We start from the raw sequence: 25,900 nt of genomic DNA, 5'->3' as shown, positions 1-25,900 counted from the left end.
CGCGCGACCGCCGTCGCCCCACGGCCTCGTCCTTGACACGCCCCCCGATCTGACGGACAGTCAGAAACCGTCGTACGTAAGGCCCGACGCCCGAAGGAGGTGTGCCGTGTCCGACGGCGACCTGGCCGCGCGGCTGAAGGCCTTCGAGGGGCTGCCCGCCGTCTCCGAGGCCACCGGCAAGGACCCCGTCGACGCCGCGATGATCCGCCACTGGTGCGAGGTGCTCGGCGACACCCACCCCGCCTACACCGGCCCCGACGCCGTCGCCCCGCCCGCGATGCTCCAGGTGTGGACGATGGGCGGACTCAGCGGCCACGACCGGCGCACCGACGCCTACCAGGAACTCCTCGCCCTGCTCGACGAGGCCGGCTGCACCTCGGTCGTCGCGACCGACTGCGAGCAGGAGTACGTCCGCCCGCTGCGGGTCGGCGACACCGTCACCTTCGACACGGTCGTCGAATCGGTGACCGGCCCCAAGTCGACCCGGCTGGGCACCGGTTGGTTCGTCACCACCCGCACCGAACTCCGCGTGGCGGGCCTGCTCGCGGGCGTCCACCGCTTCCGCGTCCTCAAGTACGCCCCGAGCCGCCCGGTCCGCGACCCCCGCGACCCCGACCGCCCCCGCGAGCGCCGCCCGCGTCCGGTCGTGGGCCGCGACAACGCCGGGTACTGGGAGGGCGTCGAGCGCCGCGAACTGCTCGTCCAGCGGTGCACGGACTGCCGGCGGCCGCGTTTCCCCTGGCTGCCGGGCTGCCCGGACTGCGGCTCGGCGGGCTGGGACACCGTCCGGGCGGCCGGGAACGGGACCGTCTTCTCGTACGTGGTGATGCACCACCCGCCCTTCCCGGCCTTCACCGCGCCCGGCCCGCCGGGGCCCTACGCCGTCGGCCTGATCGAGCTCGCCGAGGGCGTGCGGATCGTCGCGAACGTGGTCGGGGTGTCCTACGACAAGGTGCGCGTCGGCATGCCGGTGCGGCTGGAGTTCCTGCGCTGCGACGAGGAGTTGACCGTGCCGGTGTTCCGGGCCGAGGAGTCGGGCGGATGAGGGCCGGGGACCGGCTGCCGCCGCTGGAGATCGAGGTGACCCGGACGCTGATCGTGGCCGGGGCCATCGCCTCGCGCGACTACCAGGACGTCCACCACGACCCCGAGGCCGCCCGGCGCGGCGGCGCCCCCGACGTCTTCATGAACATCCTCACCACGAACGGCCTGGTCGGCCGCTATGTCACCGACGCTTTCGGACCCTCCTGCGTGCTGCGGCGGCTCGCCCTGCGGCTCGGCGCGCCCAGCCATCCCGGCGACACCCTGCTGCTGGCCGGCACGGTCGAGGAGTGCGACGGCCACCGTGCCGTCGTCCGGGTGACCGGGGACAACGCCGTCGGGCGCCATGTCACGGCCACCGCGGAGGTGACCTGGTGAGCGCCCCGGCGAGGGCCGCGATCGCCGGGATCGGCGCGACCGGGTTCTCCAAGGACTCCGGGCGCAGCGAGCTGCGGCTGGCCGCCGAGGCGGTGCGGGCCGCGCTCGCGGACGCCGGGCTCACCCCCGCCGACGTGGACGGCATGGTCACCTTCACCATGGACACCAGCCCCGAGATCACCGTGGCCCAGGCCTGCGGCATCGGCGAGCTGTCCTTCTTCTCCCGGGTGCACTACGGCGGCGGCGCGGCCTGCGCGACCGTGCAGCAGGCGGCGATGGCCGTGGCCACGGGCGCGGCCGAGGTCGTGGTCTGCTACCGCGCCTTCAACGAGCGCTCCGGCCGCCGTTTCGGCGCGGGGGTGCGCCACCGCGAGCCGACCGCGGAGGGCGTCGCGCTGGGCTGGGTGATGCCGGCCGGGCTGCTCACCCCGGCCTCCTGGGTGGCGATGGCCGCGCGCCGCTATCTCCATGCGCACGGGCTGACCCCCGAGGTCTTCGGGCACGTGGCCGTCGCGGCACGCCGGTACGCGGCGGCCAACCCGGCCGCGCACTTCCACGGGCGGCCCATCACCCTCGCCGACCACGCCGCCTCGCGCTGGATCGCCGAGCCGCTGCGGCTGCTCGACTGCTGCCAGGAGACCGACGGCGGCCAGGCCCTGGTCGTCACCTCCGTGGAGCGCGCCCGCGACCTGCCCCGCCCGCCCGCCGTGATCGCCGCGGCGGCCCAGGGCGCGGGCCGGGGACAGGAGCAGATGACCGGCTTCCACCGCGGCGACCCGGCCGTACTTCAGGAGGCCCGGGTCGCCGCCCGGCGGCTGTGGCGGGGGGCCGGGCTCGGTCCGGACGACATCGACGTGGGCATCCTCTACGACCACTTCACCCCGTTCGTGCTGATGCAACTGGAGGCGTACGGGTTCTGCGGGCCGGGCGAGGCCGCCGCCCTCGTCGCCGAGGGGCGGCTGCCGCTGAACACCCACGGGGGCCAGCTCGGCGAGGCGTATCTGCACGGCATGAACGGTGTCGCCGAGGCGGTCCGCCAGCTGCGCGGAACCGCGGTGAACCAGGTGCCGGGCGCGGAACGGGTGCTGGTCACGGCGGGGACGGGTGTACCGACCTCGGGCCTGGTCCTGGCGGCGGACGACTGAACCCGGCGCCGCGCACAGCCTCCTGGGGTCGGGGTGGACCCTGAGCCATCCCGTACTGCCTCTCCACCCCCGGTCCACCTACAGGAGGTGCAGTCAGCCCCACCACTACAACCTGAGGGGGACCGCGCTTCGGTCCCTGCGGGCGATCCGCGGGTGCCGCTGCGTCCCTAGCGTTGAGCACATGACCACACTCGTCTGCACCAGCGCCCCGGAGTCCGCCGGACCGGCGAGGCGGGCGCTGCCGTACGCGACGTACCCGTCGTTCTCCTCCTACGTCAGGGCCCGCCGGCCGGTGCTGCTGCGCACCGCGCGGTCGCTGACGTCCAACCCGAACGACGCCGAGGACCTGCTCCAGACCGCCCTCACGAAGACGTACGTCGCCTGGGAGCGGATCGAGGACCACCGCGCGCTGGACGGCTACGTCCGGCGCGCCCTGGTGAACACCCGCACCTCGCAGTGGCGCAAGCGCAAGGTCGACGAGTTCTCCTGCGAGGAGCTGCCCGAGCCGGAGCCGCTGCCCGCCGAGACCGACACCGCCGAGCGGCAGGCGCTGCGGGACGCGATGTGGCGGGCGGTCATGAAGCTGCCCGACCGCCAGCGGGCGATGGTCGTCCTGCGGTACTACGAGGACCTCAGCGAGGCCCAGACGGCCCAGGTGCTCGGCGTGTCGGTGGGCACGGTGAAATCGGCGGTGTCCCGGGCGCTGGGCAAGCTGCGCGAGGACTCCGAGCTGGGATTCGTCCGCTGACGGGCGGCTGACGGAGCCTTCCGGGGACCGGCTTCGGGACGTCCGGGTGCCGAACGTCACCTGATCGATCATTACTCCCTAGTGACATACCGCGCGGTATGTGAGCAGAATCAGCGCACCCCTTACCGCCGCGTAGGCAATGTCGCCCCGGGAGGACGCCGTGCTGAGCACCATGCAGGACGTACCGCTGTTGATCTCCAGGATCCTGGCCCATGGATCGACGATCCACGGGACGTCCCAGGTGACGACCTGGACCGGCGAGGCGGAACCGCAGCGCCGCAGTTATGCGGAGATCGGCGCCCGCGCGGCGCAGCTCGCGCACGCGCTGCGCGACGACCTCGGCGTGAGCGGCGACGACCGGGTCGCGACGCTGATGTGGAACAACGCCGAGCACGTCGAGGCGTACTTCGCGATCCCCTCCATGGGCGCGGTCCTGCACACCCTGAACCTGCGGCTGCCCGCCGAGCAGCTGATCTGGATCGTCCAGCACGCGGCCGACCGGGTCGTCCTGGTCAACGGCTCCCTGCTCCCGCTGCTTGCCCCGGTGCTGCCGCACCTCGAGCCGCTGGAGCACGTGGTCGTGTCGGGCCCCGGGGACCGCTCCCTGCTGGACGGCGCCGCCGTGCAGGTCCACGAGTACGAGGACCTGATCGCGGGCAAGCCGACCTCCTACGACTGGCCGGAGCTGGACGAGCGCCAGGCCGCCGCCATGTGTTACACCTCCGGCACCACCGGCGACCCCAAGGGTGTCGTCTACTCCCACCGGTCGATCTACCTGCACTCCATGCAGGTCAACATGACCGAGTCGATGGGCCTGACCGACCACGACACCTCCCTGGTCGTGGTCCCGCAGTTCCACGTCAACGCCTGGGGTCTGCCGCACGCCACCTTCATGACCGGCGTCAACATGCTGATGCCCGACCGCTTCCTGCAGCCCGCACCGCTCGCCGAGATGATCGAGAAGGAGAAGCCGACCCACGCGGCGGCCGTCCCCACGATCTGGCAGGGCCTGCTGGCGGAGCTCACCGCCCGCCCGCGCGAGGTCAGCCATCTCGGCCAGGTCACCATCGGCGGTTCGGCCTGTCCGCCCGCGCTCATGGAGGCCTTCGACCGGCTCGGCATGCGCGTCTGCCACGCCTGGGGCATGACGGAGACCTCCCCGCTCGGCACGGTCGCCCGTCCTCCGGCCCACGCGGTCGGCACCGAGGACGAGTTCGGCTACCGCCTCACCCAGGGCCGCTTCCCCACCAGCGTCGAGGCCCGCCTGACCGGCCCCGGCGGCGAGCGCCTGCCCTGGGACGGCGAGTCCGCGGGCGAGCTGGAGGTCCGCGGCCCGTGGATCGCCGGCGCCTACTACAACGGCTCCGACTCCGAACCCCTGCGCCCCGCCGACAAGTTCAGCGAGGACGGCTGGCTGAAGACGGGTGACGTCGGCACCATCTCCCCCGAGGGCTTCCTCATCCTCACCGACCGCGCCAAGGACGTCATCAAGTCCGGCGGCGAGTGGATCTCCTCGGTGGAGCTGGAGAATGCCCTGATGGCCCACCCGGAGGTCGCCGAGGCCGCGGTCGTCGCCGTCCCGGACGACAAGTGGGGCGAGCGCCCGCTGGCCACGGTCGTGCTGAAGGAGGGCTCCACCGCGGACTTCGAGTCCCTGCGCACCTTCCTCGCCGACCAGCGCGGCATCGCCAAGTGGCAGCTCCCCGAGCGCTGGACCCTGATCGAGTCCGTGCCCAAGACCTCCGTGGGCAAGTTCGACAAGAAGGTCCTGCGCCGCCAGTACGCCGACGGCGCCCTGGACGTCACGAACCTCGCCTGACCGGCCGTACGACGAAGCAGCCCCTGGTGCCTTGCGTCAGGGGCTGCTTCGTCATGAGGGGGAGGACGGGAGGGGGCGCTGACGAACGTTCCCAGCCCTACTTCGCCCCGCGTCCATCCCGCTTCCCGTACGTGCCGCATGGCCTTGGCCGCGGTCGCGTTCACCACGCCGAACTCCTGCGCGATCTCCAAGGTGGACGGCACACGGCTGCCCGGCGGGTAGGTTCCGCTCTCGATGCGCCGGATGATCTCCGCGGCGATCTGTCGCCACAGGGGGCGTGTGCGGTCGAGGTCCATCAGTCCAGCGTGGGTGACCATGGCAATCCGCGCATCCGTCCGGCCACCGGCAAGGAGGCCTACGCGGTCACCCGCCCCGGCGGCTGCCTCGACGCCCTCGCCGACGCCCAGGCCCAGCACTCCGCGGCGGCGCTGCTGGCGGTCGTCGGCGCCGTACTGGACGCCGGCCAGGCCTCCGACGCCGAACTCGCCGCCTTCGTACCGGCTTTGTGCGCGGCGCTCGGCGAGTGCGCCGGGGTCGAGCCGGGCTTCCGCCCGCGCACTCGGCGGGATTCGAACCCGCAACCTTCTGATCCGTAGCTCTTCGTGAATCGGTCCGTGACGGCCGTACCGGCTGCTTTGCGCCCCTGCGAGGCTCTGTCGGACAGGGGCCGGGCCGGTTGCTGCGGTTGCGGTACTTCGCTGCTGTACTGCTGCAACCCTTCGGCCGATCCCGCATCCGCTGTCAGCGCCCTCTGTTCCGCACTCCACGGAGATGAAGGTGAACAGTCCGGGTCCGGCCCGCACTGCCGTATTTCCCTGCCCGGCAGCGGGGTGGGACGGCCAGCGGCGGCGTGCCGGCAGAGGGCGTCGAGGCCCTCCTCGTCCCCGCCCCCAGGGGTGGAGCGGGTACAGACCACCGGGTCCCGGACGTGCGGGTGAACGGTGTTCGGTGGTCGGTGACGGGCGTGGGGGCAATGCACACGTACAGATGACGGCGACCGAAGCGTCATCACCCGTGCGGGTGAGCGTCGAGGCCGGACGCTCGGGTATGGGTCCGCTGCACCGAGGTCCGCCGAAGGGCGGAATCCGGTGACGGCCATGGTGACGAAAACGCCTGGTGCCAACGGCGTTTCCGAAAGGAAGCACGAATAGCGTTCCGGTCGTCATAGGTCAACAGCGTGAGCGTGTCTACACCGAAGCGAACGACTGGATGTTCAGAATGTTGCCCACTGCCCCGTTTGAAACTATGAAGTTTCGTTGTCGAGGAGCGTGACATGCAGGTTCGCAGGTGGCTCCCAGACCAGCCCACCCGTATCGGCCGGCACGACTGGCCAGACGAGGGTGACAACGGAACGCATCTGCGACTGCGGGCCGACTCCATCGTGGTACTCGACCGGCAGGCCTGGCGGATCCTGGAGATCAAAGGCTATACGGGCGACCGGTGGCCGAAGTCCTACGAGAAGGCTTGGCGCGACCACGTGGAGTTGTGGTGGCACGCCAACGAACTGCGGCGAGCCAACAACCAGGTGGTCAAGCCGGCACCGGAGCGCTCCGAGTTCTACAAGCGCCCGGTGGTCCTGGTACTGCGCAACGAGAACCTGCCCCGCTCCACGCCCAAGCACTGGTGCGCCCCCGCCAGCCATGACTGGCAGGTCCTCCCGGAACACTACGCCGTCTGCCGCGCCTGCGGCGAGCTGCCGCCCTGCCACCACGGGCAGTACCGCTGGGAGGGCGGTCCCCGCTGGCCCGAGCAGAGCGGCGGCATCTCGCTCATCGTGCCGGAGGACTGCTGCATGGGCTGCGCGGAGCCGATCAGGCCCCGGATGCGGACCGTGCGCTTCCCTGGCCCGAACCTCTGGTACCCGGACCTGGGGGAGGACACCGCGGTCTTCCACGCTCGCGCCGCCTGCGCCGACCAGGTCGACTGCTACCGCATGCAGTGGCAGACCGAGTACAACCCGCGCTCCTCCCCGCACTCCACGCACTTCACGCCCCTGGCCTTCCCGGACTTCGAGCACTTCGTGCCCCGGACGCGTCACGCGCCGGACCTGACCCCGCACGCCCCCCAGCTCGCGCCGATGCGACCGGCCGAGGAGGAACACGCCCACTCGGCCGACGACTCCGGCGCCTTCCGCCCTCCGTTCAACGAGTACCGACGGGAACCTGAGACCGGCAAGGGACCGGTCGGCCTGCCGGCATCGGTCCTCTCCGAGCCGGCGCGCCAGATGACCCCCTCGGCTTCCGGCGCACCCACGGCGGACCCCGTCGTGCCGGTCCGGTCCGCCGTACCCATGTCCCCTCCCGTCGCCGAGGCGTCCGCGCCCGCCGCCGCACCCCCCGCCGCCGAGGGCGCCGGGCTGGCCCTCCAGACGGCGGAGGAACTGGGCCTGTCTCTGGCCGGACACCCGGGTTTCCACAACGCGGAGCAGGCAGCCCGGGTGATCGAGGAACTCACCGCCGCGGTCCGGAACATCGCGCTCTGCCTGAACCCCCAAGCCGCCCGCGAGCGCTCCTGACCCACGGACGGCCGGACGCGAGCTCCCCATCGCGGCCGGCCACGGGCCAGAGCCGAGGCCTCCGTTCCCGTCACGGCCGTCACGAGCCGGATCGGTGCGCCGGCGGGGAGCGGACGCGAAGCGGATGACGGCTCCGTGCGACACCGCGGCCATGCCGAACTCCCGTCGTGCCCCCCGTGGACCTCGTCCTTCGCCTCGTCGCCCGAGGAGGCGCTCGCACACTCGGCTGAGGCAAACAGATCGGGGCGTCAGCTCCTGGCTGCGGCTCGGGACACCCGGCTCTGGGCGGCGTACGAGCCGGCGGTACGAGCCTGCCTGCGGCGCGGCGAGCTGCTGGGCCTGCGCTGGTCGGACGTGGATCTGTACGAGGGGTCGTCACCGTCCGGCAGGCGCTTCAGCGCGTGGGCGGAGACCTGTTGATCGCCGCGCCGAAGGCTCAGCGGTCGGCGCGGCGCGTGGTGCTCCCTCCCGAGTGCGCGACGGCCCTCCGGGCCCAGCGGGTGCAGCAGCTCGCTGCCAGGAAAGTGGCCCGTCTGCCCGGCTCCCGAGGGCGGCTGCCGACAAACCGTCAAACACTGCCGTCAACACCAAAAGCCAGAGGCCCTGTGGATTACTCCACAGGGCCTCTGGTCTGCTGTGCACTCGGCAGGATTCGAACCTGCAACCTTCTGATCCGTAGTCAGATGCTCTATCCGTTAAGCTACGAGTGCTTGTTCTGTTTTCCTGTCTTCGCTTCCGGCCCTTTCGGCCCGTTCGCGGCGACAGGAAGAACATTACATGACTGCCGCCGACATGTGAAATCCGTTAAGTAAACCCCTTCTGACCTGCGAAAACGCCGACTCGGGCGAGTGTGGGCCGGGGGCGTGGCGGAGGGCTTCGGCGGAGTGGTTCGGTGCGGCCGTGACTGGGGTCACGGAGTTTCGCGAGGGTGGGTGAACGCGCCGGATCGGGCAATCCGACTCCCGGTCCGCGGCCGGCCGGCTGTCCCCTCGCGCCATGGGCAGATCCCGGCCCGGGCTCTTGGGTGATCACTGCTCACGCGAGTGGACCGTGCACACCGGCGCCGGCTGCACGGGCATCGTCGGCTATCTCCCGGCCGACTGCGTCGGCAACGCCTCCGCCACCTTCAAGAACGCGATCGGCCCGGCCCGCCCCCACATGTGATCCGGGCCCCGGCAAGGGGCCGACCGGCCCGGAAACGACTCAGGGAGTTCAGCCGACATGGGCTGAACTCCCTGAGCACAGAGCGGAGGCGGAGGGATTTGAACCCTCGATGGGCTTTAAGACCCAAACCGCATTAGCAGTGCGGCGCCATAGACCGGACTAGGCGACGCCTCCAGCACAACCACTCGCGCGAGCGCGAACGCTGCGTGCAGATGATGACACAGTCGAGCGTCGTGTCACCAATCGGCTCCCACGGTACTAGGCGGGCGGCCCGCAGGGCAAAGGGCTTCCCGGCGGAACACCCCGGGTGTCCGCAGGTCGCGCGCCCTCACCGCCCCGCCCTCACCGCCCGCCGCGCAACGTACGCCGCCCCGGCGCGTTGGGCAGGGCATGTCCTACGTCTCCTCCCGCGCCCTGCGGCGGTTCGCCGTCGCCGCCGGCCTCTCGCTGGCCGCCTTCGGCACGCTGTCCCCCACGTCCTCGGCAGCCCCCGCCGCACCGTCACCGAGGGTGCCGCCCCCGGTGCGTCACGAGGACCGGCCCGACCACCTCACCGTCACCGTCCAGGAGGGGCCGGAGCGGGCGGCCCGGACGTACGAGCTCGACTGCCACCCCGGCCGCGGCAGCCACCCCGACCCGGCCGCCGCCTGCGCGGCGCTGGACCGCAACACGCACTGGGGCGAGGACCCCTTCGCGCCCGTGCCCGGCGACAGCTTCTGCACGATGCTGTACGGCGGTCCCGCCACCGCCCATGTCACGGGCACCTGGGCGGGGCGGCCCGTCGACGCGCGGTTCGACCGCAGCAACGGCTGTGAGATCGAACGCTGGGACCGGTTCGTCCCCCTGCTGCCCGCGGCTGGCGACTGACCGTCCGCGGCCGGGCTCCGGCCGCACGGCCGCGGACGCCGTGGCCGTGCGGCGGCCCTGTAGAGGCCGGGTGGAGGCGCGGTGCCGGTGCCGTAGCGGCCCCGCGCCCGGCCTCCCCGGGGAGTGCGATGTGTCTCGCATCGGGCGTCGCGAGCGCAACCGCAGCCCTTAGACTCCCTCGCGTGACACCCCGCGGGCCCGTTGGCAAGATGGCCCGAGCGGTTGGCAAGGTGCGGTAACAGGGAGGAAGCGTCTCGTGAGCAGCAGGCCATCCCGAGGCGCTGCTCGCCTCGCAGCCATACTCGACGCCCTTCCCGACGCGTTGCTCCTGGTCAACGCCAACGGGACCGTCGTCAACGCGAACACCATCGCGCTGGAGGCGTTCGAGGCGCCGGGTACGGCACTCGTCGGGCGCGGGCTGCTGGATCTCCTCCCGGAGTTCGATTCCAAGCTGATCCCGGGCTCCATGCGCCGCCCGGACCACGTCGACCCGCGCGCCCGCACCCGGCCCACCCGGATGGCGGCCCGCCGCACCGACGGCTCCGAGTTCCCGGTCGAGGTCACCAGCGCCAACCTGGAGAACGGCCAGCAGGCCTACGACAGCCACGGCTACGCCGCCGACGAACTGCTGATGCTGGTCGTCCGCGACCTGACCGGCACCATCGACACCGAGGCCGAGCTCGCCCGCTCGCAGCGGCAGACCGAGATGATCCTGCGGGCCGCGTCCGAGGGCGTCGTCGGCACCGACACCGACGGCCGGATCGTCCTGGTCAACCCGGCCGCCGCGCAGATCCTCGGCTACCGCGCCAGCGACCTGGGCGGCAAGGAGCTGCACACCCTCGTCCTGCACTCGCGCGCCGACGGCTCGCCCTTCCCGTACGACGAGTCGCCGCTCGCCGACACCCTGCGCTCGGGGCGCAAGCACCGGGTGCGCGGGCAGGTGCTGTGGTCCAAGCCGGGGGACAAGGTCTCGGTCGACCTCACCACCGCCCCCGTGCGCGACGGCGACCAGCTCGTCGGCGCCGTGATGACCTTCGCCGACCGCCGCCCGTACGACGTCCTCGCCGAGGAGAAGGCCGCCGCCGACCAGGCGCACGCCGACGAGCTGGAGCGGCTGTCCGAGGAGCACGCCTCCGACCTCACCGCACTGCGCCAGAAGCACGTGGCCGAGCTGGAGGAGCTGACCGAGGCCCACCAGGAGGAGCTGGCGGCTGGCGAGGACCGGTACGCCGCCCTCGCCGAGCGCGAGAAGGACCGCTACGAGGCCCTCGCCGCCCGGCACGAGCAGTTGCAGACGCTGCTCGGGCAGTCCCTGCGCGGCCCGCTGGACCAGCTGCGCCGCGAGCTGGCCGCGCTCGCCGCCGACGACGCGGGACAGCTGTGGCCCGAGGCCAACCAGGTCCTGCACCACCTCTCCGCGGGCTACTCCCGCATCACCACCCTCATCGACAACGTCCTCGGCTACCAGCGCCTGGACGCGGGCGCCGCGGAGGTGTCCCGTACGAAGGCGATGCTCGACTCCGTCGTGGCCGCCGGGGTCGACGGGGCCGTCGAGCTGATCGGTCCCGGGCGGGTGCAGTTCGCCGTGCACGCGCCGCCGATCGAGGCCGAGGTCGACGCGGCCCTGCTGGCCACCGCGCTGGCGCACCTGGTCGCCGACGTCGCGGGCGTCGACGCCACCGGCAACGCGCCCGTGTCCGCGGGCGGCTACATGGACAACACCGTGGTCGTGGCCGCCGCCCAGCGCGGCGAGGTCGTCCGCATCGAGGTGCGCGGGCCGTACGCCGGGGGAGACCCGGTGCACGAGCCGGTCGTGCGCGGCATCGTGCGGGCCCACGGCGGTGTCCTCCAGACGCACGAGGTGCCTGGCATGAGCGGCAGCGCGTACGTCCTGGAGGTGCCGATCGGCAGCGGCGCCGGCGCGGTCGCCGCGCAGGCGCCGCAGGCCGCTCCCGCCGAGGCGCAGCAGACGTCCGGCGGCGGGCGGCGGCGGGCCCGGCGGTCCTCCGTCGACGCCTTCCTGGAGAGCGAGGTCCCGGGCGCCGCCGACGCGGCGGGCGCCGAGGCCGAGTCCGGCACGCCGACCGGGCGGCGCCGCCGCCGCGCGGCCGCCGGGGAGGACGAACCGCAGCAGCCGGCCCCCGTCGAGACCGCCGAGGCCTCCGGTGGCACCGGCCGCCGTCGCGGGCGTCCCGCTGACGGCGCGGGCGAGGGCGGGCTGCCTCCCGCCCTGCCCGGTGGAGTCTCCGAGGGCGCCGTCGTGACCGCCGCCGAGCACGCCGCGGGCACCGCGGCGGCCGGGAACGGCCTGGGCGGGACCGTGCCGCCGCAGGGTGTGCCCGCAGGGGAGGCGCAGCCCGCCGGGCGGCGGGCCCGCCGTGCCGCCGAGCCGCACGCGCTGCCGCCCGCCCTGCCCGCGGTCGCCTCCGAGCCGGCACAGCCGTCGCAGCCGTCGGGGGCTGCCGCGCTGGAGCCCGCCGGGGCCCAGCAGCCCACCGGCCGCCGTCGCCGTGCCCTCGCCGCCGCGCAGGAACGGGCCGACGCGCAGGAGGCCGCGCCCCGGACCGTGTTCGCGCTGCCGCCGGCCGAGGCCGACCGGCCCGCCGACGTGGAGGAGGCCGCCGCCCAGGGCGCGGCGGCACCCGCCGCCATGGCGCTCCCGGCCGCCGCGCCGGTCCCCGCCCAGGTACCCGCGGCGATGCCCGTCCCGGCCCAGGGTCTGCCCGTCGCCGGGCAGACCGGCGACCACTCCGGCCGGCAGGAGACGCCCGCGCACGGCCAGGCCGACGACCACACCCCGCCGCAGCCTCACCCCACCACCGCGCCCACCGGACGCCGCCGCCGGGCCGTGGCCCAGCAGCCGTCCGCCGAGGGCGCGCCCGCGCAGGCCGTCCGCGGCCGGACCGACACCACCACGGGCCAGGTCACGGTCCCGGCCCAGGGCACGCACGGCGAGCCCGTCCCGGCGGCCGCCGCCCGGACGGCCCCGGCGCAGGGCGTCCCCGCGTCCGCCGCGCACGGCACTCCCGGTCAGGGCACCCCGCTGCCCCCCGCCCAGCCGCTGCCCGCCCCGGGCACCCAGAGCCAGGGCGTCCAGCTCGCGCAGGCCCAGCCCGTCCCGGCGCAGACCGCCGTCGCCCAGCAGGTGCCCGCGCAGAACCCCGCCCTCGGGCAGACCCCGGCCCAGCCGCTCCCGGCCGCCGCCCCGCTCCCCGCCGAGGCCCCGGCCACGCAGGCCACCCCTGCGACGGGCACTCCGGCGGCGGGCACCCCGGCCCAGGCCGCGCCCGCGGCCAGGACGCCCGTCCCGCACCAGACGGGCGCGCTGCCGCTGCCCGCCGAGGCCGCCGCGCCGCTGGACCCGAACTCCACCCAGGGCCGTGCCATAAGCGTGCGCACCCTGGGACAGGGCGTGCCGTTCACCCGCCAGGCGGAGCAGGTGCAGCAGCCGCTCCCGACCGCCACGCCCCTTCCGGGCAGCCCGAACGGTTCCGGACGCCGCCGCAAGCTCGGCACGCCCCCGGACCCGGCCGGGCGCCCCGAGCAGACCGCCGCACGCCCCGAGCAGGCGGCGCGCCCCCACCCGTCCGCCGAGCAGCCGGCCGTGGCCGCCCAGCCCGTTCCGGCCGCGGGCCAGCCGCTGCCGGCCCCGCAGGCGTCCGAGGGCGCCGGACGGTCGTACGCCATAGGCGCGCCCGACGAGAACGCCGCCGAGGGACCCGAGCCGCTGGACGGTCCGGGCGGTGCCGTCGAGGTCGCCGACACCCCGCGCCCGCAGCCGATGGACGACGAGCTGCCGCCCGAGCCGCTGGACAACCCGCGTCGGCTGCTGGTGTGGCCGGCACCGGACGTGGCGACCCAGCAGGCGCTGAGCGACCGTGGCTACCGGCCGGTCGTCGTGCACTCGCGCGAGGAGGTGGACGCGCAGATCGCAGCGTTCCCGGCCGCGCTGTTCGTCGACCCGCTGACCGGGCCGATCACCCGTACGGCACTCCAGTCGCTGCGGCAGGCCGCCGTCGCCGCGGAGGTTCCGGTCATGGTGACGGCCGGGCTGGGACAGGCCACGCGCGAGGAAGCGTACGGCGCCGACCCCGCCGTCCTGTTCAAGGCGCTGGCACCGCGCGACAGCGAGCAGCACCCGCCCCGGGTGCTGCTGATCGAGGAGCACGCGGAGATCGCGCTGGCGCTGACGGCGACGCTGGAGCGGCGCGGGATGCAGGTGGCGCGGGCAGCGAGCGACGCGGACGCGGTCGCGCTGGCCGGGCAGCTCCGCCCGAACCTCGTGGTGATGGACCTGACGCAGGTGCTCCGGCACCAGGCCGGGATCGTGGACTGGCTGCGCGCGAACGGACAGCTCAACCGGACTCCGCTGGTCGTCTACACGGCCGCGGTCGACCCGGCGGACCTGCCGCGGCTGGCGTCCGGCGAGGCGGTTCTCTTCCTCGCCGAGCGCTCCACGAGCGACGAGGTCCAGGAGCGGATCGTCGACCTGCTGGCCCGCATCGGGACGAACTAGTTCCAGGGCGTGCCTCGAAACACGCCCCAAGGGCCTAGGCCCTGTTCCCGCGAAGTGCTGTCGCCCGTCCGATCCCGGCGGTCACCGCGGTGACCGCCGCCGTAACGGCCAGGCCGCCCAGCAGGAGTGTCACCACGCCGACCAGGTAGAGGCCGCTTGCGTCGTCCGACCAGTCGACGTAGGCGGCGAAGGCCAGGCCCAGCGGGACGCCCGCGACCGCCGCGTCGGTGTGCCGCCGCCAGGCCGCCCGGCACAGCGGGCCCACCAGCGTCAGCACCAGGCCGATCACCTGCCATGCCTCGTAGGGGCCGGTCGTCGAGCCGTCGGGGTGCACATCGCGCTGCTGGTCCCACCCCAGCCACCCCGCCCAGGCCCCCACGGCCACCCCCGCCAGCACGAGACCCACCGTCAGTTCCCGCGCACGTTCCGCTCGTCGTCTCTCCATGCCTCCAGCGTGCCGCCCGGGGGGAGGGGCGGAACAGGGTGCGGGTACTCAGATGCGGCCGAGTACGTGCGCGGGGTGTTGTCAGTGGTGGTGTCTACCCTCACGAGTGATGGGACAGGCGTGGAAGTGCTCGGGGCTGCGGTGGTCGGCGGACGGACCGGTGCTCGTGTGGGGCGGCGGGCGGCGCAGTGCGCTGGAGTGGGGGAAGCGGGTCGCGTTCGTCGTCGAGGGGGGTGAGCGGGGGTGCGTCGGGGCCAGGGGGCACGTGTGTCCGGTGGGGGCGGTGGTCTCGGGGCGCAGTACCGGCGCGCGGTGCGAGGAGTGCGCGCGGCTGGACCGGGCGCACTCCGTCGCCGCGGACACGCTCGCGGACGATCCCCGGCCGTACCACGTGTATCTGGCGTGGTTCGGGCCCGGCATGACGAAGGTCGGGATCACGGCCCTGGAGCGCGGCTCCGCGCGGCTGCTGGAACAGGGGGCCGTCTCCTTCAGCTGGCTCGGCTCGGGCCCGCTGATGGCCGCCCGGCGCACGGAGGAGCTGCTGAGGGCGGCCCTGCGCGTGCCGGACCGTGTCCCCTACGCCGAGAAGCGTGCCGTTCGCGCCCTGCTCCCGGCGACCCGGGCCGAGCGGTCCGCCGAGATCGGCCGGCTGCACGCCCGCGCGCTGGCACTGCCCGAGTGGCCGGAGTCGCTGGCCCGCGCGCCCTTCGACCCCGTCGACCACCTGGAGGTCTTCGGCCTGCGGGACGCCCCGCCCGCCCTCGGCGAGATCGCCCGGCTGGTCCCCGGCGGCGCGCTCAGCGGCACCCTGACCGCCGCCGCCGGCCCCGATCTGCATCTGTCGACCGGCCGGGGCGTCGTAGTCCTGGACACGAGACTGATGACGGGCTGGGACCTCGGCGTCGTCACGGGTCCTGTCGAACTGTCCCTCCCGGTCAAGGATTTCAAGTCCTCCCCGCATCAGCAGGACGAGCTGTTCTGAGCGGTGGGCGGCCAACCGGGCGGCCGAGGTAAAGAGTTGGATCCCGCACGGATCCCTTTCGGCAAGATCCCTGGATCACCGGGCCGCCTCCAGGCATCGTGAGGTTCATGAGCGAAGACACCGTCACTCCTGTCGTCACCCCTGCCGTCGTCCCTGTCGCCGCGTACGAACCCCCTTACTACGCCGTCATCTTCACGTCCGTACGGACCCCCGGGGACGACGGATACACCGAGACCGCCGAGCGGATGGGGCAACTCGTGCGGGAGATACCCGGGTTCCTCGGGGAGGACGCGGCGCGTACCGAGGGCGGGCTCGGGATCACCGTCGCGTACTTCAGGGACCTGGCCGGCATCGAGCGCTGGCGGGCGGACGCCGAGCACCGGGCCGCCAAGGAGCGGGGGAGGGCGAACTGGTACGAGCGGTACACCCTGCACATCGCCCGGGTGGAGCACAGCCGCGCCTTCGAGCGGACACCGGGCAGCGCGCCCGCCACCCAAGGGTCCGCCACCCAAGCGCCCGTCCCCCACGCCCCCGACGCCCCGGCGCCTGTGCGTCTCCCGTCCAACTCCTGAGAACCGCCTGTGGGTTTCTAAGGGAATTCACAGCCGGCGGAAAGGGTGCTCTCAGAGGACACCGACATGGTGTCCAGCATGACCACGACCTCGCCCCAGGGGCGCACCGAACTGCTGAGGCCGGACGGGAGCCCCGTCCGCGTGCTGGTGGTGGACGACGAGCAGTCGATCACCGAGCTGCTGTCCATGGCCCTGCGCTACGAGGGGTGGCAGATCAGAAGCGCGGGGGACGGCCAGGGAGCCGTCCGCACGGCGCGGGCGTTCCGGCCCGACGCGGTCGTGCTCGACATGATGCTGCCCGACATGGACGGTCTGGCCGTCCTCGGCCGGCTGCGGCGAGAGCTGCCGGACGTCCCGGTGCTCTTCCTGACCGCCAAGGACGCCGTCGAGGACCGGATCGCCGGGCTCACCGCGGGCGGGGACGACTACGTCACCAAGCCGTTCTCCCTGGAGGAGGTCGTCGCCCGGCTGCGCGGGCTCATCCGGCGCTCCGGCGCGGCCGACCGCCGCTCCGACTCCGTGCTCGTCGTCGGCGACCTCACCCTCGACGAGGACAGCCACGAGGTGACCCGGGGCGGACACGGCATCCACCTCACCGCCACCGAGTTCGAACTGCTCCGCTTCCTGATGCGCAACCCGCGCCGGGTGCTCAGCAAGGCGCAGATACTCGACCGCGTCTGGTCGTACGACTTCGGCGGGCAGGCCAACGTCGTCGAGCTGTACATCTCCTACCTGCGCCGCAAGATCGACGCCGGGCGGGAGCCTATGATCCACACCCGGCGCGGGGCCGGCTATCTGATCAAGCCCGCCGCGTCATGACCGGACGACGGCGGACGCGTCCGCGGCGGCGCCGGGCAGGACAGCCGCGCACCCTGCGGACGCGGCTCGTCGTCGCCTCCGTGACCCTGATCGCTGTCGTCTGCGCGGTGATCGGCACGGTCACCACGCTCGCCCTGCGCTCCCATCTGTACGAACAGCTCGACGGACAGCTCCGCGAGGCCGCGGCACGCGCCGGCGGCTTCGGCAAACCGCCCGGCGTCGATCCGGGCCACGAGCCCGGCCAGGGCATCTCCGACCTCAAGGACACCACCCTCGACCTCGACGCCTTCGTCACGCGCGGCCCCCAGCAGCCCACCGGCACCGTCATAGCCATGGTCCGGGGCGGCCTCGTCACCGACGCCCGGATCGGCGAGAAGTCGGACGACAGCACCGACATCAGCGGCATGGAGGCCGGCGACCTCGACGAGGCCCAGCAGTCCGCGCTCGACTCCGTCGCCCAGGACGGCGACCAGCACACCGTCGACCTGCCCGGCCTCGGCCAGTACCGGGTCGAGTACCGCGCCAGCGCGGACAGCGCGGACGGCAGCCTCGGCTACTACGTCGCCCTGCCGACCGAGGAGGTCAGCGGCACCCTCGGCACACTGATCCTCATCGAGGCCAGTGTCACGGCGGCCGCGCTCGTCGCCGCGGGCATCGCCGGCACGGTCATCGTGGGCGTGGCCACCCGCCCCCTGCGCAGGGTCGCCGCCACCGCCACCCGCGTCTCCGAACTCCCCCTGCACACGGGCGAGGTGAACCTCGACGAGCGCGTGCCCGAGTCGGAGTGCGACCCGCACACCGAGGTCGGCCGGGTGGGCGCCGCCCTCAACCGCATGCTCGACCACGTCCACGGCGCCCTGCACTCCCGCCAGGAGAGCGAGACCCGGGTACGCCGGTTCGTCGCCGACGCCAGCCATGAGCTGAGAACCCCCCTCGCCTCCATCCGCGGCTACGCCGAACTCACCCGGCGCGGCCGTGAGCAGGTCGGCCCCGACACCCGGCACGCCCTCGGCCGCATCGAGTCCGAGGCGGGCCGGATGACCCTGCTGGTCGAGGACCTGCTGCTGCTCGCCCGGCTGGACGCGGGCCGGCCGCTGTCCTTCGAGCGGACCGACCTCGTCCCGCTCGTGGTGGACACCGTCAGCGACGCCCGGGCCGCCGGCCCCGACCACCGCTGGCGCCTCGAACTGCCCGACGAGCCCGCCCTGGTGTCCGCCGACGCCGCCCGCCTGCAGCAGGTGCTGGTCAACCTGCTGGCCAACGCCCGCACCCACACCCCGTCCGGCACGACCGTCACCGCGGCCGTCCGGCGCGCCGGTGCGTGGCTGTGCGTGGACGTGCGGGACGACGGGCCGGGCATCCCGCCCGCGCTGCTGCCGCACGTCTTCGAACGGTTCGCGCGCGGCGACTCCTCCCGCTCGCGCGCCTCCGGGTCGACCGGCCTCGGCCTCGCCATCGTGCGGGCGGTGGTGAGTGCGCACGGCGGCGAGGTGACCGTGGACAGCGTGCCCGGACGGACCGTGTTCACGGTCCGTCTGCCCGCGACACCACAGGCCGGAATGCGCGCCGAAATGGATTCTCAAGGAGACTCACAGGCCGGGCACAGCGTCAGCACATGGGTGGAACAGGGCGTCCGACGAATGTCGTCGTCATGCGAACCGACTCTTCTCCCGGCACCCTGCCGGCGCGGGAGCACCTCCCGGCCGTGACCGCCGGCACGCCGGTCCTGGACGTAGTGATACCCGTCCACAACGAGGAGAAGGACCTCCGGCCCTGCGTGCTGCGGCTGTACGAGCATCTCGGGCGCACCTTCCCCTACCCCTTCCGGATCACCGTCGCGGACAACGCCTCCACCGACAGCACCCCGCAGGTCGCGGGCCTGCTGGCGGACCGGATTCCCGAGGTGCGCTCGGTGCGTCTGGAGCAGAAGGGCCGCGGCCGGGCGCTGCGGGCCGTCTGGTCTGCGTCCGAGGCACCGGTCCTCGCCTATATGGACGTGGACCTGTCCACCGACCTCAACGCGCTGCTGCCGCTGGTCGCGCCGCTCATCTCCGGCCACTCCGACCTGGCCATCGGCTCCCGGCTCAGCCGCAGCTCGCGTGTGGTGCGCGGGGCCAAGCGGGAGTTCATCAGCCGCTCCTACAACCTCATCCTGCGCGGCTCGCTCCAGGCCCGCTTCTCCGACGCCCAGTGCGGGTTCAAGGCGATCCGCCGGGACGTCGCCCGGGTGCTGCTGCCGCTGGTGGAGGACACCGGCTGGTTCTTCGACACCGAGCTGCTGGTGCTCGCCGAGCGGGCGGGCCTGCGCATCCACGAGGTCCCGGTCGACTGGGTCGACGACCCCGACTCCACGGTCCACATCGTGAGGACCGCCACCGACGACCTCAAGGGCGTCCTGCGCGTCGGCAAGGCCCTCGCCACCGGGTCCCTGCCCCTGGACCGGCTCACCCGTCCCTTCGGCGACGACCCCCGCGACCGCGAACTGCCCGGCGTCCCGCGCGGCCTGGCCCGGCAACTGCTCGGCTTCTGCGTGGTCGGCGGCCTGTCCACGCTCCTGTATCTCCTCCTCTACACCGGCTTCCGTGCCTTCACCGGCTCCCAGCTCGCCAACGCCCTCGCGCTGCTGCTGTCCGCCGTCGCCAACACGGCCGCCAACCGGCGCCTCACCTTCGGCGTGCGCGGCCGCGGCGGGGCCGTCCGGCACCAGGCGCAGGGCCTGGTGGTGTTCGGCATCGGGCTCGCCCTGACCAGCGGGTCCCTCGCGGCCCTGAACGCGGCCGGCGGCGACCCCGCGCACTCCACCGAACTCGCGGTCCTCATCGCCGCCAACCTCGCGGCCACCGTGCTGCGCTTCCTGCTCTTCCGGGCGTGGGTGTTCCCCGACCGCCCGTACTCCACCGACGACCACCAGGGGGAAACCCGATGACTGCCCAGCCGGACCATGTCCCCGCGTGGGCCCCGCCCGACGCGTCGGCGGCGAAGCCGCCTCTTCCGCGACGACTGTGGCGCGGCCGCCCCGAGGACCCGAACTGGGTCCGCCCGGCCTTCCTCGGCGCGCTCCTCGTCGTCGGGGCGCTCTACACCTGGAACCTGACGGCCTCCGGCTACGCCAACTCCTTCTACTCCGCCGCCGTACAGGCCGGCAGCCAGTCCTGGAAGGCGTTCTTCTTCGGGTCGCTGGACGCCGCCGACGCCATCACCGTCGACAAGCCCCCGGCCTCGCTGTGGCCGATGGCGCTGTCGGTGCGGATCTTCGGCCTGAACTCCTTCGCGATCCTGTTCCCGCAGGTCCTGATGGCCGTGGCGACCGCCGGCGTGCTCTACGCCGCCGTCCGCCGCCGCTTCACCGCCGCGGCCGGACTGATCACCGTCGCGGTGTTCGCGCTGACGCCGGTCGCCGCGCTGATGTTCCGCTTCAACAACCCCGACGCGGCCCTGGCTCTGCTGATGGCCGTCGCCGTGTACTGCACGCTGCGCGCGCTGGAGAAGGCGCGGACCGGGTGGCTGCTGTGGGCGGGCGTGGCGATCGGCCTGGCCTTCCTGGTGAAGACGCTCCAGGCGTTCCTGATCCTGCCGGTGCTGGCCGCCGCGTACGCGGTGCTCGCCCCGGCGCCGCTGAGGAGGCGGATCGGCCAGGTGCTGCTGGCCGGCCTCGCGACGGTCGTGGCGGGCGGCTGGTGGGTGGCGATCGTCGAACTGTGGCCGGCCTCGTCCCGGCCGTACATCGGCGGCTCGCAGAACAACAGCTTCCTGGAGCTGACCTTCGGCTACAACGGCCTCGGCCGGATCAACGGCGAGGAGACCGGCAGCGTCGGCGGCCGGGGCGGAGGCGGCTGGGGCGAGACCGGCTGGGACCGGATGTTCGGCGCGAGCATCGGCGGCCAGATCTCCTGGCTGATCCCGGCCGCGCTGATCCTGCTCGTCGCCGCGCTCTGGCTGACCAGGAAGGCCCCGCGCACCGACACCGCCCGCGCCGCGTTCGTCCTGTGGGGCGGCTCCCTGCTGATCACCATGGTGGTCTTCAGCTATATGCAGGGCATCTTCCACGAGTACTACACGGTCGCCCTCGCCCCCTACGTCGCGCCGCTGATCGGCATGGGCGCGGTCGTGCTCTGGGAGGAACGCGGCCGGGCCTGGGCCTCGCTGACCCTGGCGGGCGCGATGACGGCGACCGCGGCCTGGGGGTACGTCCTGCTCAACCGGTCCGCCGACTACCACCCGTGGGTGAAGTGGGTGGTCCTGGTCGGCGGTCTGACGGCCGCGCTGGGCCTGCTCTTCGTCACCCGCCTCGGTGCAGGGCTCACCCGGGCCGTGCTGGGCCTCGGGCTGGTCGCCGCGCTCGCCGGGCCGACGGCGTACACGCTGACCACGCTGGGCGAGGGCCACTCGGGCTCGATCGTCACGGCCGGTCCGGCCGTCTCGGGCGGCCGGGGCGGTTTCGGCGGCGGGACGCCCGGCGGCGGAGCCTTCCCCGGCCAGGGAGGCCGGAACCAGCAGGGTGGTCAGGGAGGCCCGCAGGGCGGCCCGATGGGTATGCCCCCGACAGGCGGCTTCGGCGGCGGCTTCCCGGGCGGCCAGAACGGCCAGGGCCAGAACGGGAACGGTCAGAACGGTCAGGCCCTGCCCACCACCCCCGGCGGCACGGGCGGCGAGGGCGGCCCCATGGGCGGCCTCCTCAACGGCGCCGAGGTCGACGACGAGGCCAGGAAGCTGCTGGAGACCGACGCCGACCGGTACACCTGGCCCGCCGCGGCCATCGGCGCCCAGAACGCCGCCGGCTACCAGCTCGCCACCGGCGAACCCGTGATGGCGATCGGCGGCTTCAACGGCACCGACCCGTCCCCGACCCTGGCCGAGTTCAAGGAGTACGTGGCGGAAGGGAAGATCCACTACTTCGTCTCGGGCGGCGGAGCGGGTGGCGTCGCCGGCCCCGGCGGTGACGGCGAGTCCAGCGCGTCCTCCCGGATCAGCGCATGGGTGCGGGCCAACTTCAAGGAGGTCACGGCCGGTTCGGCCACCTTCTACGACCTCACGCAGGAGGCGGGTGACAGCTGACGCGCGGCCGGGTCGCACCCCGTGGAGCGGGTCTTCACGGGGTGCCGCCATGTCCGGCGACCGCGGCCGAGAAGGGCCGCCCGTCCTCGCGACCGCCCCGCCCCGGACCGCCGTACGCCCCGGTTCCCCCGCGCGTCGGCCGCCGCCGTACGCCTACTCCGCCACCAGGCGTGCCGGGAAGCCGCCGGTGGCCACCGGGCCCCAGCGCTCGGGCGTGATCCGGATGATCGACTTGCCCTGCTTCACCATGGCCGCGCGGTACTCGTCCCAGTCCGGGTGCTCCCCGGCGATGTTGCGGTAGTACTCCACGAGCGGCTCGACGGAGTCCGGGGTGTCGATCACCTCGGCGGTGCCGTCCACCTGGACCCAGGGCCCGTTCCACTCGTCGCTCAGCACGATGACGCTGACCCGCTCGTCGCGCTGGGCGTTGCGGGTCTTGGCGCGCTCCGGGTACGTGGAGACCACGATCCGGCCCGAGTCGTCGACACCGCAGGTCAGGGGAGAGCCCTGGGGGCTGCCGTCGGCGCGCCGGGTGAGCAGGATCGCGCGGTGCCGGGGCCGGACGAAGTCCAGCAACTCGTCCAGGGAGACACGGGTGTTGGTCGCGATGTTCGGTGCCATGCCGTCAGCCTAGGGCTCTAGGGGCGGCACGACGGCCCGCACGGCCGTGAGCCGGGGACCCGCCAGGAAGTCGTACGTACGGCCCCGGACCGGAACCGCGGAAGCGGGACCGGCCCGGGGCCGGAAGCCGTCGGCGGCGGCGTCAGGACGTACGACCCGGCGCCGGGGCGGACTCCGCGGCCGCCTGGGCCAGGGCCCCGCTGGTGCGCAGCGGCACCTCCCTGATGAACAGGGTCACCAGGAAGGCGAGGAGGGCGACCGGGGTGACGTAGAGGAAGACGTCGGCGATGCCGTGGCCGTAGGCGCTCTCCAGCCAGTCGCGGACGGGCGTGGGAAGCAGGTCCATGTCGGGGATCTGCCCGGAGCCCGCCGCCTCGGCGGCGGCCGCCTGCTGCTCGGGGCTCAGCTGCCCGATGCTGTCCTGGGCGTAGTGCGTGATCCGGGTGGTCATCACCGAGCCGAGCGCGGAGACGCCGACCGCGCCGCCCAGGGAGCGGAAGAAGGTGACGACCGAGCTGGCGGCGCCGAGTTCGTGCGGGGCGACCTGGTTCTGCGTGGAGAGGACCAGGTTCTGCATCATCATGCCGACGCCGAGGCCCAGGACCGCCATGAACGCGGCGATCTTCCAGTAGTCGGTGTCGTAGCGCATGGTGCCGAGCAGGCCGAGGCCCGCCGTCAGCAGCACTCCGCCGCTGACCAGCCACGCCTTCCAGCGGCCGGTCCTGGTGATGATCTGCCCGGAGACCGTGGAGGAGACGAACAGGCCCGCGATCATCGGGATCGTCATGACGCCCGACATGGTCGGGGACTTGTCCCGGGCCAGCTGGAAGTACTGGCTGAAGAACACCGTGCCCGCGAACATCGCGATGCCGACGAACAGCGAGGCGATCGAGGCCAGCGTGATGGTGCGGTTGCGGAACAGGTGCAGCGGGATGATCGGCTCGGCGGCCCGGGTCTCGATCAGCAGGAACACCAGGGCGAGCGCGACCGCGCCGCCGACCATCGCGTACGTCTGCCAGGACAGCCAGGCGTACTTGTCGTCCGCGAAGGTGACCCAGATGAGCAGCAGGCTGACGGCGGCGGTGATGAAGAAGGCGCCGGCCCAGTCGACCTTGACCTTCCGCCGGGTCTCCGGCAGGTGCAGGGTCTTCTGGAGCACGACCAGCGCGATCAGCGCGAACGGCACCCCCACGTAGAGGCACCAGCGCCAGCCGAGCCACTCGGTGTCGGTGATGACACCGCCGACGAGCGGGCCGCCGACCGTGGCGACGGCGAAGGTCGCGCCGAGGTAGCCGGAGTAACGTCCGCGCTCCCGCGGCGAGATCATCGCGGCCATGATGATCTGCGCCAGCGCGGTCAGACCGCCCGCGCCCAGGCCCTGGATCACCCGGGCGCCGATCAGCATGCCGGGGTTCTGCGCGAGGCCCGCGACGACCGAGCCGAGGATGTAGATGACCAGCGCTATCTGGACCAGCGCCTTCTTGCTGACCAGATCGGCCAGCTTGCCCCACAGCGGGGTCGAGGCGGTCATCGACAGCAGGGCCGCGGTGACGACCCAGGTGTAGGCGCTCTGGCCGCCGCCGAGGTCCTTGATGATCTCCGGCAGGGCGTTGGAGACGATGGTCGAGGACAGGATGGCGGCGAACATGCCGAGCAGCAGCCCGGAGAGCGCCTCCATGATCTGGCGGTGGGACATCGCGGCGCCGTCGGAGGTGCCTCCCCCGTGCTTGGCGTGGGCCCGCACACCGGCTGGTGTGGTCGTTGCCATGGGCTTCCTTCTCTTAGCTTGCTTCCGCGGGTGTACGGGTGGTCTGGAAAGGGCCGGGGCGGACGGACTCGGCGCCCTCGGACACACGGACCCGGCAGTCGCCGAAGCTGTCGCGCAGCCGGGTCATCAGCCGGATGAGCTGGCCGACCTCGTCGTCGGTCCAGTCGTCGAGCCGGGTGGCCAGCAGTCGCGAGGCCCGCCGGGACAGCTCGTCGAGCTGCTCGCGGCCCGCCGCGCTCAGCCGCAGGATGCGTGAGCGCTTGTCCGCCGGGTCGGGGGAGCGCTCGATCCAGCCGCGCGCGGCCACATGGGCCACATGCCTGCTGGTCACGGACATGTCCACGGACAGCAGCTCCGCGAGCCGGCTCATCCGCATGTCCCCGTGCCGGTCCAGCAGCGTCAGCACCGCGGCCGAGCCGGACGGACACTCCGCGGGCATGATCCGCGCGAGCCCCCGCTTCACGGCCCCGATGGCACTGAGCTGGCGGGCCAGTTCCTCGTACAGCCCCTGCTCGGCCACGACCCCTCCGTTTTGTTGCTTAGAGCAACCATAAAGGAAAGATGGTTGCCACAGGCAAGCGAATCCCCCACGAGACCGCAAAATCAAAGCAAAGCGAGGTAACCCACCCGCAAAACCCCACTTCTTCCCCCGCCCGTCGGCAAGCCGCCCTCAAGGGGCGCGGGGCTGTGTCGACATGAGGCTCCGCCGCGCGGGCGCGCCCAGCCCCACAAGCCCGCACCCGGAACCGAACCGGAGCCCACCCCGCCCGCCCTCATACCGCCCGTCGGCGAACCGCCCTGTAGGGGCGCGGGGAACTGCGCGACCAGCCCCCCACAACCCCGCACCCAAAACCAAACCCAAGCCCCCCAACCCCCCGCTTGGGCCCAGCGCAGCGCTCCGCTAGGCTCCCGCCCCATGGCCAACACCCAGAACCCGCAGGGCAACCACGACCCCGCAGGCAGCACCCAGATGTTCCGCGCGTTCGTCGACGAGGCCCCCCAGGGCGGAGCCCGGCAGCAGGCATCCTCCGGCCCGCGCGTCGGCCTCATCCTCGGCGTCGTGGTCGCCATCGCGGTCGTCGCCGCGGTCGCCTGGCTCGCGCTGAAGTAACCGCCCGGCGCCCTCCACCCACCGCCACCGCCTACGGCAGCGGTCAGCTCCACTCCACCGAGACGTCCCGCGTCTCGACATGCATGCCCAGCGGCACCCGCCACGCGTCGACGCACACCATCCAGGGGCGCGCCTCGCGCGCCCCGGGCGCGATCGGCACCGGCAGAGCCTCGGCCGACTCGACCGTGCCCCAGTCGACGCCGAGCGCGCCGATGATGTGCGCACCGAAGGTCACCGCGCCCGAACACACCGTGCTGCCCACGGCGTTGCGCAACTCCAGCGTCACCTTCTCGCACCAGCGTTCGGCCGCCGCCTCCCGCTCGGGCTCGCCCAC

At 73.2% G+C, this 25,900-nt stretch carries 22 protein-coding genes, 2 tRNA genes and 1 pseudogene; 17 read left to right on the top strand and 8 right to left on the bottom strand.

Translation table 11 applies throughout. The annotated features are described in order from the left end of the window. Nucleotides 1–106: 106 nt before the first annotated feature. From ACFYR0_RS09755 to ACFYR0_RS09735, 5 genes are all read left to right on the top strand, one after another. Nucleotides 107–1,045, top strand: coding sequence for a bifunctional MaoC family dehydratase N-terminal/OB-fold nucleic acid binding domain-containing protein (locus ACFYR0_RS09755; protein WP_389324026.1), 939 nt, complete (start codon nt 107–109; stop codon nt 1,043–1,045). Beyond that, nucleotides 1,042–1,419, top strand: coding sequence for a MaoC/PaaZ C-terminal domain-containing protein (locus ACFYR0_RS09750; RefSeq protein WP_389324023.1), 378 nt, complete (start codon nt 1,042–1,044; stop codon nt 1,417–1,419). The genes ACFYR0_RS09755 and ACFYR0_RS09750 overlap by 4 nt, the downstream gene beginning before the upstream one ends. Continuing rightward, on the top strand, nt 1,416–2,564 hold the full coding sequence (locus ACFYR0_RS09745) for a lipid-transfer protein (protein ID WP_389324020.1): 1,149 nt from the start codon (nt 1,416–1,418) through the stop codon (nt 2,562–2,564). The genes ACFYR0_RS09750 and ACFYR0_RS09745 overlap by 4 nt, the downstream gene beginning before the upstream one ends. Nucleotides 2,565–2,745: 181 nt before the next feature. After that, nucleotides 2,746–3,312, top strand: coding sequence for a SigE family RNA polymerase sigma factor (locus tag ACFYR0_RS09740; protein WP_386385173.1), 567 nt, complete (start codon nt 2,746–2,748; stop codon nt 3,310–3,312). 139 nt (nt 3,313–3,451) lie between these two features. Beyond that, nucleotides 3,452–5,131 carry a long-chain fatty acid--CoA ligase gene (locus ACFYR0_RS09735; RefSeq protein ID WP_389324017.1) on the top strand — a complete coding sequence of 560 codons (1,680 nt, stop codon included), beginning with the start codon at nt 3,452–3,454 and terminating at the stop codon, nt 5,129–5,131. Between the two features lie 53 nt (nt 5,132–5,184). Here ACFYR0_RS09735 and ACFYR0_RS09730 read toward each other — a convergent pair. Next, nucleotides 5,185–5,448: pseudogene (locus tag ACFYR0_RS09730) on the bottom strand (GntR family transcriptional regulator); the annotation flags it as partial. Here ACFYR0_RS09730 and ACFYR0_RS09725 point away from each other — a divergent pair. Both ACFYR0_RS09725 and ACFYR0_RS09720 read left to right on the top strand, forming a co-directional pair. Then, complete coding sequence (locus ACFYR0_RS09725; RefSeq protein ID WP_389324014.1) at nt 5,437–5,727, top strand: hypothetical protein; 291 nt, start codon at nt 5,437–5,439, stop codon at nt 5,725–5,727. The pseudogene ACFYR0_RS09730 and the gene ACFYR0_RS09725 sit on opposite strands and share 12 nt — an antisense overlap. 677 nt (nt 5,728–6,404) lie before the next feature. Next, on the top strand, nt 6,405–7,646 hold the full coding sequence (locus tag ACFYR0_RS09720) for a hypothetical protein (RefSeq protein WP_389324011.1): 1,242 nt from the start codon (nt 6,405–6,407) through the stop codon (nt 7,644–7,646). Between the two features lie 637 nt (nt 7,647–8,283). On the opposite strand, the gene ACFYR0_RS09715 is transcribed toward ACFYR0_RS09720, so the two are convergent. Further along, a tRNA-Arg gene (locus ACFYR0_RS09715) sits at nt 8,284–8,356 on the bottom strand. Between the two features lie 286 nt (nt 8,357–8,642). On the opposite strand from ACFYR0_RS09715, the gene ACFYR0_RS09710 reads away from it, so the two are divergent. Beyond that, complete coding sequence (locus ACFYR0_RS09710; protein WP_389324008.1) at nt 8,643–8,810, top strand: hypothetical protein; 168 nt, start codon at nt 8,643–8,645, stop codon at nt 8,808–8,810. A gap of 83 nt (nt 8,811–8,893) precedes the next feature. On the opposite strand, the gene ACFYR0_RS09705 is transcribed toward ACFYR0_RS09710, so the two are convergent. Further along, nucleotides 8,894–8,984: transfer RNA gene (locus ACFYR0_RS09705), tRNA-Ser, on the bottom strand. Between the two features lie 216 nt (nt 8,985–9,200). Between ACFYR0_RS09705 and ACFYR0_RS09700 the strand changes: the two genes are divergently transcribed. Together ACFYR0_RS09700 and ACFYR0_RS09695 are read left to right on the top strand one after the other, a co-directional pair. After that, a complete protein-coding gene (locus tag ACFYR0_RS09700; protein ID WP_389324005.1) occupies nt 9,201–9,677 on the top strand; it encodes an SSI family serine proteinase inhibitor in 477 nt (158 codons plus the stop codon). Nucleotides 9,678–9,933: 256 nt separating this feature from the next. Beyond that, nucleotides 9,934–14,193, top strand: a complete 4,260-nt coding sequence (locus tag ACFYR0_RS09695) for a PAS domain-containing protein (RefSeq protein WP_389324002.1) — start codon at nt 9,934–9,936, stop codon at nt 14,191–14,193. 34 nt (nt 14,194–14,227) lie between these two features. Here the strand turns inward: ACFYR0_RS09695 and ACFYR0_RS09690 are convergent, their stop codons facing one another. Then, nucleotides 14,228–14,638, bottom strand: coding sequence for a hypothetical protein (locus ACFYR0_RS09690; RefSeq protein WP_389323999.1), 411 nt, complete (start codon nt 14,636–14,638; stop codon nt 14,228–14,230). Nucleotides 14,639–14,747: 109 nt separating this feature from the next. Here ACFYR0_RS09690 and ACFYR0_RS09685 point away from each other — a divergent pair, with 109 nt between their 5' ends. The 6 genes from ACFYR0_RS09685 to ACFYR0_RS09660 all read left to right on the top strand — a co-directional run bounded on the left by ACFYR0_RS09685 (nt 14,748) and on the right by ACFYR0_RS09660 (nt 22,066). Further along, nucleotides 14,748–15,620: a DUF2797 domain-containing protein gene (locus tag ACFYR0_RS09685; protein ID WP_389323996.1), complete on the top strand. Its 873-nt coding sequence runs from the start codon at nt 14,748–14,750 to the stop codon at nt 15,618–15,620. 107 nt (nt 15,621–15,727) lie between these two features. Next, nucleotides 15,728–16,192 carry an antibiotic biosynthesis monooxygenase family protein gene (locus tag ACFYR0_RS09680; protein WP_389323993.1) on the top strand — a complete coding sequence of 155 codons (465 nt, stop codon included), beginning with the start codon at nt 15,728–15,730 and terminating at the stop codon, nt 16,190–16,192. Nucleotides 16,193–16,270: 78 nt separating this feature from the next. After that, nucleotides 16,271–17,011: a response regulator transcription factor gene (locus tag ACFYR0_RS09675; protein WP_389323990.1), complete on the top strand. Its 741-nt coding sequence runs from the start codon at nt 16,271–16,273 to the stop codon at nt 17,009–17,011. After that, nucleotides 17,008–18,720 carry an ATP-binding protein gene (locus ACFYR0_RS09670; RefSeq protein ID WP_389323987.1) on the top strand — a complete coding sequence of 571 codons (1,713 nt, stop codon included), beginning with the start codon at nt 17,008–17,010 and terminating at the stop codon, nt 18,718–18,720. The genes ACFYR0_RS09675 and ACFYR0_RS09670 overlap by 4 nt, the downstream gene beginning before the upstream one ends. Further along, nucleotides 18,663–19,937 carry a glycosyltransferase gene (locus ACFYR0_RS09665; RefSeq protein ID WP_389323984.1) on the top strand — a complete coding sequence of 425 codons (1,275 nt, stop codon included), beginning with the start codon at nt 18,663–18,665 and terminating at the stop codon, nt 19,935–19,937. The genes ACFYR0_RS09670 and ACFYR0_RS09665 overlap by 58 nt, the downstream gene beginning before the upstream one ends. Continuing rightward, a complete protein-coding gene (locus ACFYR0_RS09660) occupies nt 19,934–22,066 on the top strand; it encodes an ArnT family glycosyltransferase (protein ID WP_389323981.1) in 2,133 nt (710 codons plus the stop codon). The genes ACFYR0_RS09665 and ACFYR0_RS09660 overlap by 4 nt, the downstream gene beginning before the upstream one ends. Before the next feature lie 153 nt (nt 22,067–22,219). On the opposite strand, the gene ACFYR0_RS09655 is transcribed toward ACFYR0_RS09660, so the two are convergent. The 3 genes from ACFYR0_RS09655 to ACFYR0_RS09645 form a co-directional block, all read right to left on the bottom strand. Then, nucleotides 22,220–22,687: a PPOX class F420-dependent oxidoreductase gene (locus tag ACFYR0_RS09655; protein ID WP_389323978.1), complete on the bottom strand. Its 468-nt coding sequence runs from the start codon at nt 22,685–22,687 to the stop codon at nt 22,220–22,222. A 142-nt stretch (nt 22,688–22,829) separates the two neighbouring features. Beyond that, a complete protein-coding gene (locus ACFYR0_RS09650) occupies nt 22,830–24,455 on the bottom strand; it encodes an MDR family MFS transporter (RefSeq protein WP_389323975.1) in 1,626 nt (541 codons plus the stop codon). Between the two features lie 13 nt (nt 24,456–24,468). After that, a complete protein-coding gene (locus ACFYR0_RS09645) occupies nt 24,469–24,975 on the bottom strand; it encodes a MarR family winged helix-turn-helix transcriptional regulator (RefSeq protein WP_389323972.1) in 507 nt (168 codons plus the stop codon). Nucleotides 24,976–25,371: 396 nt separating this feature from the next. Between ACFYR0_RS09645 and ACFYR0_RS09640 the strand changes: the two genes are divergently transcribed. After that, on the top strand, nt 25,372–25,566 hold the full coding sequence (locus ACFYR0_RS09640) for a hypothetical protein (protein ID WP_386385138.1): 195 nt from the start codon (nt 25,372–25,374) through the stop codon (nt 25,564–25,566). Nucleotides 25,567–25,609: 43 nt separating this feature from the next. Here the strand turns inward: ACFYR0_RS09640 and ACFYR0_RS09635 are convergent, their stop codons facing one another. After that, a complete protein-coding gene (locus ACFYR0_RS09635; RefSeq protein ID WP_389323968.1) occupies nt 25,610–25,900 on the bottom strand; it encodes a hypothetical protein in 291 nt (96 codons plus the stop codon).

This window comes from Streptomyces sp. NPDC005017, from assembly GCF_042873115.1.
In the GTDB taxonomy this organism is placed as follows: Bacteria; Actinomycetota; Actinomycetes; order Streptomycetales; family Streptomycetaceae; genus Streptomyces.
The sequence above is the reverse complement of the archived record's forward strand: the minus strand, read 5'-3'. Positions and strand labels throughout refer to the sequence as shown.

Coding starts and splice junctions, on each gene's coding strand:
- ACFYR0_RS09720 (WP_389324011.1), top strand. CDS start 6,405: ATGCAGGTTCGCAGGTGGCTCCCAGACCAGCCCACCCGTATCGGCCGG.
- ACFYR0_RS09750 (WP_389324023.1), top strand. CDS start 1,042: ATGAGGGCCGGGGACCGGCTGCCGCCGCTGGAGATCGAGGTGACCCGG.
- ACFYR0_RS09675 (WP_389323990.1), top strand. CDS start 16,271: ATGACCACGACCTCGCCCCAGGGGCGCACCGAACTGCTGAGGCCGGAC.
- ACFYR0_RS09735 (WP_389324017.1), top strand. CDS start 3,452: ATGTCGCCCCGGGAGGACGCCGTGCTGAGCACCATGCAGGACGTACCG.
- ACFYR0_RS09670 (WP_389323987.1), top strand. CDS start 17,008: ATGACCGGACGACGGCGGACGCGTCCGCGGCGGCGCCGGGCAGGACAG.
- ACFYR0_RS09655 (WP_389323978.1), bottom strand. CDS start 22,687: ATGGCACCGAACATCGCGACCAACACCCGTGTCTCCCTGGACGAGTTG.
- ACFYR0_RS09665 (WP_389323984.1), top strand. CDS start 18,663: ATGCGAACCGACTCTTCTCCCGGCACCCTGCCGGCGCGGGAGCACCTC.
- ACFYR0_RS09650 (WP_389323975.1), bottom strand. CDS start 24,455: ATGGCAACGACCACACCAGCCGGTGTGCGGGCCCACGCCAAGCACGGG.
- ACFYR0_RS09680 (WP_389323993.1), top strand. CDS start 15,728: ATGAGCGAAGACACCGTCACTCCTGTCGTCACCCCTGCCGTCGTCCCT.
- ACFYR0_RS09640 (WP_386385138.1), top strand. CDS start 25,372: ATGGCCAACACCCAGAACCCGCAGGGCAACCACGACCCCGCAGGCAGC.
- ACFYR0_RS09700 (WP_389324005.1), top strand. CDS start 9,201: ATGTCCTACGTCTCCTCCCGCGCCCTGCGGCGGTTCGCCGTCGCCGCC.
- ACFYR0_RS09660 (WP_389323981.1), top strand. CDS start 19,934: ATGACTGCCCAGCCGGACCATGTCCCCGCGTGGGCCCCGCCCGACGCG.
- ACFYR0_RS09690 (WP_389323999.1), bottom strand. CDS start 14,638: ATGGAGAGACGACGAGCGGAACGTGCGCGGGAACTGACGGTGGGTCTC.
- ACFYR0_RS09740 (WP_386385173.1), top strand. CDS start 2,746: ATGACCACACTCGTCTGCACCAGCGCCCCGGAGTCCGCCGGACCGGCG.
- ACFYR0_RS09685 (WP_389323996.1), top strand. CDS start 14,748: ATGGGACAGGCGTGGAAGTGCTCGGGGCTGCGGTGGTCGGCGGACGGA.
- ACFYR0_RS09710 (WP_389324008.1), top strand. CDS start 8,643: ATGGGCAGATCCCGGCCCGGGCTCTTGGGTGATCACTGCTCACGCGAG.